Here is a 13003-nt window from a genome sequence, read left to right as displayed (position 1 = left end):
TTCTCTATTTCATCTCTTTTAATTCCTATTTATAGATTTTCAATCATGCTTAAAATTTCTTCGATTTCCACTGTATCGTTAAGTCTATTTTTAATACTTTTTGCTATTGCCGAAATTGTAGGACCCATAAACACTTCTTTTAATGCAAATTCTATGTCAAATTCTTTATGAACCCTTGATACAAGATTGGTTGCCTTTAATGAGTCTCCTCCTAATTCAAAGAAGTTATCATTTACTCCAATCTTCTGGACTCCAAGGATTTGGCTCCATATCAGTACAAGCTTCTCCTCAATTTCACCGAATGGTGCAGCATAGTCTACCCCTGTATTAATATTTCCATCAGGGGCAGGCAGGGCATTTCTATCTACCTTGCCATTCGCTGATAAAGGCAGTTTTTCCAACTGTACAAAATATGAAGGGATCATGTAGTCTGGCAGATCTTTGGAGAGATACTCCCTTAATTCCGGTATTGTCAATTCACTTTCTCCAACTATATATGCACAGATGTACTTGTTCCCTTGGGGGTCTTCCCTTGTTGCTGCCACAACTTCTTTTATTGAAGAATGTTTTAGAAGCTGAGCTTCTATTTCTCCAAGCTCTATTCGGTATCCGCGGATCTTAACCTGATGGTCTATTCTGCCCAGGAATTCGATATTCCCGTCAGGCAGCCATCTTCCCAGGTCTCCTGTTTTGTACAGCCTTATCCCCTTTTCTTCTCTGAAAGGATCTTCAAGGAATACATGGGCTGTTTTTTCAGGGTCATTTAAATAACCCCTTCCTACACCTGTTCCAGAGACGCAGATCTCTCCTTTTACTCCGATAGGGCACAGGTTCATGTTTTTATCTGTTATATATAGATTCATATTTTGTATAGGCTTGCCTACAGGAATGTTCTCTCCTTCATGAGCAGCTTCCATAGTATATAGAGTAATATCGTCCGCTGCCTCTGCAGGTCCGTAGGCATTAACTACTTTAGTATTTGGACATAGGTCAAACCATTTCCTTACTATGCCGGATTTTACGGTTTCTCCCGTTATCAGCAAGTAATGAAGTTTTTCCGGTTTATTCCCTGTATTTTCCACATACTCAAGCATTAAAGCAAGGTATGAAGGTACCACCTCAAGGACCGTTATGCCATCTTCTATGATCCGATTCGTAAACCTTGCAACATCCTTTACTATTTCATCTGGATAGATGATAATTTGAGCTCCTATGGTTAGGGCTGCAAAGAACTGCCATACAGATACATCAAAGTATTGAGGCGAGTTCTGGGATATTATGCTGTTGTTAGTTATACAAAGTTCCTTTATTTCCGCATGGATGTGGTTTATCATGCCAAGATGCTCTATCATAGCTCCCTTTGGTACACCAGTTGAACCAGATGTATATATAACATAGGCCAAACTATTTATGTCTATATCTAGATCTAGGTTTTCGCCACTTTCAGCCTCAATCTCTTTTTCACACTGGTCAAGGTATATAATTCGGCCTTTATAGTTCTCACTAAGCTGCTGGGTCACATAATCTGATAAGGTCAACACATAGGCAGCTTTAGATTCCTTAAATATATCAAGCACCCTTTGTGTAGGGTATTTTGGATTTACAGGTATGTAAGCCCCCCCTGCTTTCCATATACCAAGTACCGATTCTACAAATAAGGGTCCCCTCTCCAGCATGACAACTACGGCTTCTTCTCTACCAGTGCCAGCCTTTAGCATGTACCTTGCTATCCTGTTTGCCCTTTGGTTGATCTGGCCATATGTAAATCTACGGCCTTCATACGCTACTGCTATATTGTCTGGACGTACTTTCGTCTGCTGCTCAAACAGGTGGTGTACCGTCAGGTGATGTTCAAATTCAACCTTCGTATCGTTAAAGCCGTATATTATTCGCTCCTTTTCTTCTTGGGATAACATATTGATTTCTGATAGTTTTTTTTCAGGGTTTGAGGTTATCTCTTCAAGGATATTAAAGTAATGCTGAACAAGCCTTTCTACCGTCTCCTTCTTAAACAGACGTGTAGCATATTCCATCCATAATATTATATTATGACCATCTGGTATCAACTGGAATGTTAGGTCAAATTTTGATGTTTTACTTTCAACCGGATATTTGGAATACTTTAATTCACCACGATGTTCCATAATATGCTCATCAGAAGGAACAATATTAAACATAACAGTAAATAAAGGATTTCTGCTTGAATCTCTCTTTACGTTAAGTTTTGTCACAAACTGATCAAACCTGTATTCCTGATTTTCATATGCTTCTAAGGAGCTTTCTTTTACTTCTTCCAAGAACTCAGTAAAGGCCTTATTTCCCTCTGGGAAATTCCTTAATGCCAGGGTATTTATAAACATCCCCAGTATTCTTTCAGTATCAAAATGAGTTCTTGCCGCTATAGGAGTACCAATAATTATGTCTTCCTGTCCTGAGTATTTATACATTAGTGTATTTAATGCCGCAAGAAGTATCATATACACGGTGGCTCCTGTTTGGGAGGAAAGTACATTTAATTTATCCATCAAATGACTGTCTAAATCAAATAGCAACCTATTTCCTTCAAAGCTTTGAAGGACAGGCCTAGGATAATCTGTAGGCATATCAAGGATAGGAATTTCACCCTTGAACCTATTAAGCCAGTATTCTTCCTGCTTTTTGTAAACCTCAGTGCTAAACAAGCCATTCTGCCACTGGGCAAAATCCTTATATTGCACCTCCATTGCCGGAAGGCTTTCACCACTTAATATAGAAACTATTTCATCAAAAGTCCTGATTATTGAAGTTCCATCCGAGACTATATGATGTACATCAAGCAAAAGTATTTGCCTGCTAGCATGGATTTCTATAAGACCTACTCTTATTAAGGGTGCTTTGCTTAAATCGAACGGTCTTACAAATTCATCGATTATTTTCTCTACTCCGTCTTCCTCAGACTCAAAATATTCTATAGTAAAATCAACTTCATCTTGTATCCTTTGCACAAGCTCCCCATCAATCATCTCAAAGGATGTCCTAAATGCTTCATGCCTTTGTATCAATGTTTTTAATGCTTCCCCAAGGGCAACCCTTTCAATCCCACCTTCAAATAAAATTCCCACAGGTATGTTATACCCAATGTTGTTACCCTCAAGATTATTAATGATATACATCATCTTTTGTGCAGATGAGGTTTCATAGTACTCTTTTTCAGAAACTTTAGGTATTCTTTCAAGCTCAGCCTTACCCATATTTAGGGAATCCTGTTCTGAAATCTTTCCCGATTCGTATAGCTTTGATATCATTTGCTCGGAAAGATCGTATATGCTGGAACCCTTAAGAAGTTCTACTATGGAAACAGGTGTTTTAAAGGCAACCTCCATCCTGTTTTTTATTTCGGTGGCCATTAATGAATCCATCCCAAAAACAGTTAGTGGTTGTTTGGTACTTAGATCCTCAGGATTATAACGCAAAACCTTCGCTACTATTGTTTTAATATGCATTTCAACGATATTCTGCCTGCTCTGTATTGGAGATGAAATAATATCCTCCAGGATATTAACATCCACCTTTGATTTATTTATATTCTCTTGTTGTCCTGACTCATCTTGCAAAAGAGTTTTAAGCACATGTGGAGAACTCATGGGTGAGAACCATTTTTCCCCAAACGTTTGCCACGAGAGTATAGGTAGAACCACAGACTGTGCAACAGCTTCTCCAACAAGGTGCTCCATAGCCCTAATTCCCTTTTCTACCGTTACAGATTCTATGGATTTTTGTATATAATACTCCGGATCACGTTCCATAAACCTTGCAGCCATTCCAACCTCTGACCATGGTCCCCAATTGATACTCAGTGCAGGAAGTCCTCTCGATAAACGGTAATGTGCAAGTGAGTCCAAAAAGGCATTCCCAGTTGCATATGCTCCCTGGCCTGGTGAACCAAATACAGAAGCAACTGAAGAAAATAAAATAAAGAAGTCAATAGGCCGTCCCTCTGTCATACGGTGAAGGTTCCATGCACCATTTACCTTAGGCGAAAGGACCCTATAAAAAGTCTCATCTTTACTAACCTCAAGAAATTGATCATCCGTAATACCAGCAGAATGTACAACACCTCGAATAGGAGGCCTTTCTTCCTTATCAAAATCTTTAAAAAATCCAGCAAGCTTTTCCTCATCAGTTACATCCACTGATCCAATATATACTGTTGCCCCCTGGGACTCCAGCTTACGAACAAACTCAATCCTCTCTGCAAGGCTGCTGCCTGGCTCTACATTGTTCCATTCAGAACGTTTTGGAAATTCTCCGCGTCCAAGCAGTACCAGATGTCTTGCTCCCTTGGCAACCATCCACTGGGCTGTAATCATACCTATGCCACCAAAAGCACCTGTAATAACATAACTTCCATCGGGGCGAAGATGTACGGGTACTTGATGCTGCATATCAATCCGCAGTTTATCGATTCTTGCTGCAAGTCTATTCCCATTACGGAAAGCAATTTGGTTCTCTCCATTACCTAAGACTTCTTTTAACAGCATTTCCATTTCACCCGCATTGGCCTCTATGTCAAGGTCTACAAGGCCTCCCCAATTTGAAGGCAACTCATGGTAACCTATGACGGTGCCAAGGCCCCATACCAACGACTGTAAGAATGCAGAATTTGGAGTAGCCCTGTTGATCATTTGGGCTCCTCTTGTAATAACCCACAGCTTAAAATTTAATCCCAGATTTGTGGTTGCTTGTACCAGGTGTTTTAATACAAACAGGTTTTCAAAACAAGCTTTTTCTATAGCTGTATTGCTAACTTCCTGGATCTCAAGGATATTGAGGCTCCACATATATACAATACCTGTTAGCTTCGTTTTAATTTTTGAGAATTCATCAAACAACGCTCTAAGATCCTCAATGCTTCGAGGGTTTATATATATCTCACGCTCTTCATACTGCCAACCAAAATTCTCACCAGGATATACCATAAAGCATTCTTCTCCCCTTTTTTCAAGGAGATTTGCCAGTTCTTTTCCTGCTGCTTTATGATCCACAAAAATAAGCCATGCTCCAGAGTTAGCAGCAGCTGTGCGGGTATCAACTTCTTCACTTTTTAGAAGCTCCCAGTTTATCTCATAAAGATAATCCTTAACTCTTCCAGCATCAGACCCTCCACTATTTCCAAGTTCCTTAGTTCTTATGCCCAGTATTTCGGCGATTAGATTTCCGTCCTCACTATATAGACGGATGTTGGCGTTCAAATTATTATCTTTCCTATCTACCATCTGCGTATGACAAAGCATGACAGGCTCCGGCCTTCCATAAAGCTGCACCCTGTCTATTCCTACAGGTAGGAATGATTGGCCTTCGTTATTTTCATCTTCATTAAGTGGTGCAACTGCCGCAATGGTAACCTGGAAACAGGCGTCCAATACCGCCGGGTGAAGACCGTAGATAGAGCTATCAATCTCCAGTATTTTAGGGACCTCGATCCTGCCAAGAGCTTCGTTATCACCTTTCCATATCTTGTCTATACCTTGGAAATAAGGACCATAATGGAAACCCATTTGATAGAAGGTTTTATAACATACTTCTTTTCCGTATTCTTTGGTACAATTGCCAAGTATTTGAATCAACTCATCTTTAGCAGTGATCTTTATGTTTTGCCGTTTTCTTATTGTGCCGGATGCATTGCATGTCCAAGTCTTATCTTGTCCCGGTATCCTGCTTGAAATCTCGAATTTTGCGGTTTTTGGATCCAAAACCACCTGCACCACAGGTGATACTCCTTGATTTAAAAATAAAGCATTTTCAAACTTTATATCTTCAACTGTATAAAAACCCTCTCCAAAATAGCTTCTGGCACAAGCCATTCCCAGCTCTACATACCCTGCTCCGGGGAAAACTTCTATACCTTGTATTTTATGATCAGAAAGATACGTCATATAGGTAGTATTAAGTTCAATCTCCCATATAGGGCTGGAAGTTTTCAAACGGCGTCCTAAAAACTTGTGCTTATTTTTTCCCTGCCTAAATTCACTTGATTCCTGCGTTTCCATCCAGTATTTATCCCATTGCCATGGATAAAGAGGGAGACTTACAAACTCACCTTGGTACCGGTAAATCTTGTTCCAATCTATAGGGTATCCCAGTGCATATAGATTCCCTAAGTTCTCCAGTATTGAAACCTGTTCGTTTTCATTTCTTTTTATAGAGAACAACTTCTTACCTTCAACGTTTTTAGCTGACAGACAATCAGAAATAGAAGCTGCTAAAACAGGGTGAGGGCCCACCTCAATAAATAAGTTATAATTCAACGAAATCATTTCATACATTGCTGCTTCAAAACGTACCGGCTCTCTTACATTTTTATACCAGTAATGTCCATCACACTCTGTACCCGTCAGCATTTTCCCTGTAACCGTGGAATATATCGGTATCCCGGCAGGCTGGGACTTTATTCCTTTTAATGCCTCCAATAGCTCCTGCTCATATGGTTCCATTTGGTAACTGTGATACGCTACATTGACCTTTAAAAGCCGCGCAAAAACCCCCTTATCCTGCAACTGTTTTTGGATCTGCTCAAGGGCACCAGGATCACCTGACAAAGTTACCGAATTTGGGCTATTGATTGCTGCCATTGAAACACCTTTTATGTTCTCATCCAGCAGGGCCACAACTTCTTTTTCTGGTAAACCTACCGCCAGCATTGTGCCCTTGTTTACTGCTTTTTGCTGTGCACGGCTTCTGTGAATACTTACCAACATGGCATCTTCAAGGCTGTAAATTCCTGCAACATATGTAGAAGCCACTTCTCCAACACTGTGTCCTACCACCGCATGGGGTATAATACCCAAGGATTTCCATACTTCAGTCAAACCCACCTGAACAGCAAAATTGGCAGGTTGAGCAAACTGGGGCTGGTCCAGACGTGAATTCTCCTCATCGGCGAGAAGTTCCTCCAGTAGAGACCATCCAGCATACTGACGTGTAAGTTTATCGCATTTTTCTATCATATTTCTAAACACAGGGTCTTTTTCAAGGAGCTGTCTGCCCATAGCCCACCATATGGGCCCCATACCTGTATATACAAAAACAGCTTTATTGTACTTTCCTGCCTCAACATTTCCCGCAGACATCCCCTGGCGTGCTTGTCCTTTAATATACGCTTCCAGGTTTCCTGCAAGTTCTTCCTTTGAAGATGCCGAAACCGCTAGTCTATAGTCATGATGGGTGCGCTTTTTGCTCATCATGCTTCCAATATCATATAAAGAAATACTTTCTCCACTTCCATTAATAAAATCAACATACTTTTGCGCATAGTTTTTTAGCGCCTTTTCTGAGCGCGCAGATATGGGAATCATATATGGCCATCCGGTATTTACATTAACTTCAGGAGTACCCTCTTTTTGGAGATCTGTAGCTTCCTCCAAGAGGATATGGGCATTTGTTCCTCCAAAACCGAATGAATTTATGCCAACCAATGCGGGTTGCGGCAAAGGCTCCAGGGTCTGAGGAATTCGTATACATAAATCGTCAAAGGGAATTTTAGGGTTTGGATTCTTAAAGTGCAGATGTGGAGGTATTTGCTTATGCTTTATGATTAGTGAAGCTTTTATCAGTGCGGCAACTCCTGCAGCGGCCTCAAGGTGGGCAATGTTTGTCTTAACAGATCCGACAATACACTTTTTATCTTTTGGCCTGTCTGTTGAAACCACTCGTGCTATTGCATTAGCCTCAATAGGGTCTCCAACCGGAGTGCCGGTGCCGTGAGCTTCAATATATGTTATATCTGAAGGTGATATTCCTGCCTTTTTGTATACCTCCTTCATTAAGTTTTCCTGAGCCTGCCCGTTTGGAACAGTAATCCCGTCTGTGTGGCCGTCCTGGTTTACACCCGATCCACTTATTACGGCATAAATCCTATCTCCGTCTTCGATAGCATCTGACAGGCGTTTTAAAACCACAACGCCGGCTCCTTCTCCTCTTGCATAACCGTTTGCACTGGAATCGAAAGTTTTGCACCGTCCATCGGGAGATAAAAAACCACCCTTACTTTCCGCTATGGTATACTCAGGTGTAGCTATAACACTTACTCCGCCTGCTATTGCGAGATTACATTCATTATTCAATAAACTCCCGCATGCAAGGTGTGTTGCAACCAAAGAGCCCGAACACGCTGTATCTACAGACAAACTTGGACCTCTGAAATCATATATATATGAAATCCTGTTGGACAACATTGTCATCATCATACCCGTTGCCGAATGTGTATCTAAACTTTCAACCGATTCGTTTTTAAATTGTATTGCTTGATAGTCAAGGGTGAAGCCCGCTACAAAGACACCGGTATTGGTTCCTGCTAGCTTGGCCGGATCCAAGCCTCCATCTTCCATTGCTTCCCATGATGTCTCCAGCATCAGTCTTTGCTGTGGATCAAGAAAGGCCGCTTCCCTTGGAGAAATACCAAAAAACAAAGGGTCAAACTCATCTATTTTATCTAAAAATCCACCATGACAGGTGTAATGCTTGCCTGGCTTTGATTTGTCAGGATCATAAAACTTTTCTAAATCCCAGCGGCCTTCGGGTAAATCGGAAGTCATATCTTTTCCCGCAGTCAATGCTTCCCAGAACTCCTCAGGCCCCCTTATTCCTCCTGGCAAACGGCATCCTATTCCTATAATGGCGATTTTATCCATAACTTTCGACCTCCAATACTTTATTTATATTCTCTTGAATAGCTTGTCTGATAATTGAACAACCCTGCTGCAAAAGTTCAAGCTCGATGGTTAACGGAGGCATAAGTTTTATAACACTGTCTTTTCTTCCTGCGCTTTCGATGATTAAACCGTTTTGGTAACATTCCTCTACTACTTTTTGCGTGATTCGCTCATCCTCCACATTGGAAAAATCAATACCCCAAATCAAACCTGCACCCCGAATGGTCAGGCCCTTATGTAATGACAAAATCTGCTTGGTTAAATATTCTCTTACAAATGCTTCCTTATATTTCACAGACTGTTCCAAATTATTCATTTCCCAATATTCCAACGCAGCTGTAGCTCCAATGAAAGCAAGCTGGTTTCCCCGGAACGTACCGTTATGCTCACCAGGCTTCCAGACATCAAGTTCCGGTTTCATCAGCAGAATAGACATGGGAAGGCCATACCCGCTGATTGACTTGGAAAGCAGTACAATATCAGGGATCATCCCGGCACGTTCAAATGAAAAGAACGGTCCGGTGCGTCCGCAGCCAACCTGAATGTCATCGCAAATCAGTAGAATACCGTGTCTGTCGCTAAGTTCCCTCAGCCTGAGCATCCATTCGGGTGAAGCTATATTTACGCCGCCTTCCGCCTGAATGGTTTCAAATATAATAGCCGCCGGTTTTTCGATTCCCGAGTGACCGTCGTTTAGAACGGCTTCCATGTATTCAATAGTATCGAATGAGTCAATTGGACTCTCGGAGTATGGGAAAAAGGTAACATCGGATAATGCTATGCCGGAGGAAGATCTTTTCTGAATGTTGCTGGTAACAGCCAGACTCCCCAGCGACATTCCGTGAAATCCTCCCATAAACGCAAATATACCAGTCCGTTTAGTGATCTTTCGGGCAAGCTTCAGCGATGCTTCTACAGCGTTTGTACCTGTAGGCCCGCAAAATTGAATTTTATAGTTTAACTTTCGGGGTTCCAATATGATCTGCGAGAATTTTTCGATAAATTCACGTTTCGCTTTTGTGTACATATCAAGCCCATGAGTAATACTGTCCGATTCAAGATAAGCGAGTATCTTTTGTTTGATGTATTCGTTGTTATGTCCATAATTTAAAGCTCCTGCTCCTGCAAAAAAATCAACAAATTTCTTTCCGGATTCTGAATAAATCAGTGCACCTTTAGCCCGGTCAAACACATCGTAGAAGTTTCTACAATATGCTCTTACGTTGGATTCATACTGCTCAAAAATTTCCATACTCATAATTCCTCCCTTAAACTGAAGTTAGTGTTTAAACACTAACTTCAGTTTATTTTTCCGGCCCAATGCACATCCATGTTCTCTCCCGGCTTGTGGTGGATGTGCATCGTTGCCTTTGTCCTCCCCCGCCCACTCCCGGTATTACTTACAAAACTGGGTGTACATGTACGGTAGGATTGTAAAACCTGCAAGGGTGGAAAATAAATAACATCTTAGTTCTTACCGCCATAGCCCTTATAAGTAGCGTAAACTGCATCTGCATATTGATTGGCCAGAATAGGACGGCCATAAGAGTCTGTAGCTCCCGGATACCAGTTATCTCCTCCGTTATAGTGTAATAAGCCATTATATATGTTGCCGAATCTAGTAATCTTTTCATTTAAAATCAGTCCGCCCAAGCATACCTGATCTTGTTCACTGCCGTGATTATAAGCACGGCCAAATTTTGAGCTGAATTGAGATAAATAAGCATTACGTGTGTTTGGTTCTACCTGCATCAATCCGTCGCCGGCTGATGGACTGCCTGGTAAGCCTGCTCCAAAGCTGCTTTCCTTTTTGATCACAGCACTCAGCAATAAAGCAAAATCTCCGCCTTTACCGAATTTATCGCCCGCATTCATTGTGTATGTCCATATGTGGCTTGGAACTTCGGAAGGCTTTGTTACTGAAGGACCTGTTGGTGGCGTTGTTGGGGGTGTTGTAGGTGGCGTAGTTCCGCTGCCGCCTTTCTTCCATAAAGCAGGAACATTGGATGGTTCCCAGCCTACAAGGGAAGTATGTGCCTGAAGACAGGTATAAGTACTTCCACTATATGTTACTGTATCATTTACCGCATATGCAGTATTTGGACGTTCATACAATATTTATACCATAACGAACATTGTTCGTAAAGAACAATGTTCGTTATGTGTTAGAACACCTACATGTTCTAACTTTAGAACTCTCATCTTTTTCGCGCCTCCAAAAGGCGGAATTTAGGAGAAGAGGATAATGTGACGATGCTGGAGTTACTAAGATTGGAGAATATTCAACTAGACAGCATACGTTCAAATAAAATGACCGTCATTCAACTGCTTCAGGAACTGCTAATTCAAAAAAGCTTAGAGGAAATCAGCATGATTTATCGGATTACAAATGACATTTTTGAAACAACCGGGGGTACAAAGAATAAATAAAAGAAGATGTCATGGTCTTGGAGAATCGCGTGCTGTTTATTGTTGGTGTCTAGGGACAAGCTTACCGCCGGTGTCAGCACACGATCACGCTTTGATCGCTTGCTGTAGCCGGAAACTGAGAATGTAGTCTGCAACTGGCTCTTCATCCCCCATTTAAATAAGCCGCCAAGATACCCAGACGTTACCTTGCTCTACACCAACCTGGTAACAACCTTGTTTCCTTGATCGGCCAGTTACGGATTTACTTGCATTTTTATGGTAAAAATAGAAGGCTCAATTTTGATTTTTGTCCCAGTCCAAGAAAACAACTAATAACAATAAATGAAAAAAGCCGCAAAAGTCGCGGCTATTGTGAAATACACTGTCAATACAAAGTATTACCACGAATCTTATAGAATTCGGCAACAACCAGTGGCTGAAATACAGTTTATAATAGTATAGCTTCTTGCTCTAAACGCTTGCCCGTACACAACATCTCTCGAATTAATCCGTGAAACTAGGAATTATCCGTGTTTTCCAGTAGCTGCTCCAATTTGACTTGATAATCTGCAGTGAAGGTTTCTGCCCAATCCAAATGCTGATGGAAAGTAGTCTTATCCATACGATAGGGTCGTAGTTGTGGAAACACTGATTTTTGCAAATGCCGGAATATTTGGAACCCTCCCCAATCGATGTCGCCCCAAAACTGAACTTCAATCTGAAGACCATTTTTATCAAATTTATCTTGGATTTGCCGAAGAAAAAATCGTTTATCCGGTCCTGGAAAACCTCCAAGATAAACAACAATGATCTTCTTCTCTAACAAATTACCAATTCTCGATAACGATTGGATATATTCATGAAATACAGTTTTATTTCCAATGATAAGAATGCGTTCAGCCCTCAAATCTATCACGCGGCCTGCTTTCATTAATTGCGAGTGAACCGTCACACCAAAGAATAGTCGCTCCGGGAGAGATTCACCCATTTGTAATTCAATTCCGTACAAGGCTTGAAGTAACAATTTAGTTTGGACATAATCTTTACTTCAACTGAGATAAATTTGTCAATACTGACTACTAGATCAAAGTTGGAGGAATAAGCACATGGTGACCTGAAGCGGATTATTGTCAAAACAAGAATTACGTCAATTCGTAAAAGAGCATAATTTTCAATCGGCAGAAGATATTCAATGGACATTAAAGGAATTATTTGCAGATGTACTTCAAGAAGCATTAGAAGCCGAACTGGATACGCATCCCGGTTATGAGAAACATGATGTAAAAACAAACAAACGAGAAACAGCCGCGACGGCTACAACAGTAAGAAAACCGTAACCTCCGAATACGGTGATGTAGAATTTGAACCTGTAGTCGTGAAGAAAAATCAAACGAATGTGACCGGCATTGAGGAGCACATATGTATGCGAAGGGTATCAGTACACGGGACATTCAGGATCATTAGAATAAGTCAATATCTCCGAAACGCTGGCTGATTAATTCTCGGTACTGTCCGTTCTCTATGCGTAATTCGTCCAAAGCATCTTTATACGTACTTATAAGCTGTGTAAATGAGTAACCTTGGCTTGCAATTCCCGGTGCTCCTGGGCTACAATCTCAGGACTTGTAATCGTTGGTTCTCCTTCAGAGGCCGAGTCTAGGATTAATTGTATTTCCTCATTCAATTTGGTGAACCATTTTTCCAAATATTCCTTATAGGAACCCGTCCACAACATTCGCGAGCTTTTCAATCTGATTCGCGGGCGTTTTGCAATCATATCGTACACATCTGATTTTGAAAGACGCGATAATCGCCCCTTTTTGACATCATTTAAAAGCTTTCTTTTTACTTGTGCACATTCCCATGCCAAGTCGCTGCTACTGAAAGAAACCGGACGAGCCAAT

6 protein-coding genes and 2 pseudogenes are annotated in these 13003 nt (G+C 41.1%); 2 read left to right on the top strand and 6 right to left on the bottom strand.

Translation table 11 applies throughout. From position 1 onward, the window contains the following. Positions 1 to 29: 29 nt before the first annotated feature. The 4 genes and pseudogenes from MHI21_RS13325 to MHI21_RS13310 all read right to left on the bottom strand — a co-directional run. A complete protein-coding gene (locus MHI21_RS13325) occupies positions 30 to 8669 on the bottom strand; it encodes an amino acid adenylation domain-containing protein (RefSeq protein ID WP_342418340.1) in 8640 nt (2879 codons plus the stop codon). Further along, positions 8662 to 9942, bottom strand: coding sequence for a diaminobutyrate--2-oxoglutarate transaminase (gene ectB / locus MHI21_RS13320; protein ID WP_025719505.1), 1281 nt, complete (start codon positions 9940 to 9942; stop codon positions 8662 to 8664). The genes MHI21_RS13325 and ectB overlap by 8 nt, the downstream gene beginning before the upstream one ends. Before the next feature lie 215 nt (positions 9943 to 10157). Further along, positions 10158 to 10565: a transglycosylase SLT domain-containing protein gene (locus tag MHI21_RS13315; RefSeq protein ID WP_230486250.1), complete on the bottom strand. Its 408-nt coding sequence runs from the start codon at positions 10563 to 10565 to the stop codon at positions 10158 to 10160. Positions 10566 to 10673: 108 nt separating this feature from the next. Then, positions 10674 to 10793: pseudogene (locus MHI21_RS13310) on the bottom strand (carbohydrate-binding protein); the annotation flags it as partial. Positions 10794 to 10937: 144 nt separating this feature from the next. On the opposite strand from MHI21_RS13310, the gene MHI21_RS13305 reads away from it, so the two are divergent. Continuing rightward, positions 10938 to 11120 carry a hypothetical protein gene (locus tag MHI21_RS13305; RefSeq protein WP_342418339.1) on the top strand — a complete coding sequence of 61 codons (183 nt, stop codon included), beginning with the start codon at positions 10938 to 10940 and terminating at the stop codon, positions 11118 to 11120. Positions 11121 to 11616: 496 nt separating this feature from the next. On the opposite strand, the gene MHI21_RS13300 is transcribed toward MHI21_RS13305, so the two are convergent. After that, positions 11617 to 12087, bottom strand: coding sequence for a Wadjet anti-phage system protein JetD domain-containing protein (locus tag MHI21_RS13300; protein WP_023988778.1), 471 nt, complete (start codon positions 12085 to 12087; stop codon positions 11617 to 11619). Positions 12088 to 12226: 139 nt separating this feature from the next. On the opposite strand from MHI21_RS13300, the pseudogene MHI21_RS13295 reads away from it, so the two are divergent. Further along, positions 12227 to 12560: pseudogene (locus MHI21_RS13295) on the top strand (transposase); the annotation flags it as partial. A gap of 94 nt (positions 12561 to 12654) precedes the next feature. On the opposite strand, the gene MHI21_RS13290 reads toward MHI21_RS13295, so the two are convergent. Further along, the gene (locus MHI21_RS13290) at positions 12655 to 13002 is read right to left on the bottom strand and encodes a hypothetical protein (RefSeq protein ID WP_028541583.1); all 348 of its coding nucleotides are present in this window, start codon (positions 13000 to 13002) and stop codon (positions 12655 to 12657) included. Position 13003 lies beyond the last annotated feature (1 nt).

This window comes from Paenibacillus sp. FSL H8-0168 (genome assembly GCF_038592955.1).
Lineage (GTDB): Bacteria > Bacillota > Bacilli > Paenibacillales > Paenibacillaceae > Paenibacillus > Paenibacillus polymyxa_B.
Note: the sequence above shows the minus strand (reverse complement) of the source record. Positions and strands in the feature narration are given on the sequence as shown.

Coding starts and splice junctions, on each gene's coding strand:
- MHI21_RS13315 (WP_230486250.1), bottom strand. CDS start 10,565: ATGAATGCGGGCGATAAATTCGGTAAAGGCGGAGATTTTGCTTTATTG.
- MHI21_RS13300 (WP_023988778.1), bottom strand. CDS start 12,087: ATGGGTGAATCTCTCCCGGAGCGACTATTCTTTGGTGTGACGGTTCAC.
- ectB (WP_025719505.1), bottom strand. CDS start 9,942: ATGGAAATTTTTGAGCAGTATGAATCCAACGTAAGAGCATATTGTAGA.
- MHI21_RS13325 (WP_342418340.1), bottom strand. CDS start 8,669: ATGGATAAAATCGCCATTATAGGAATAGGATGCCGTTTGCCAGGAGGA.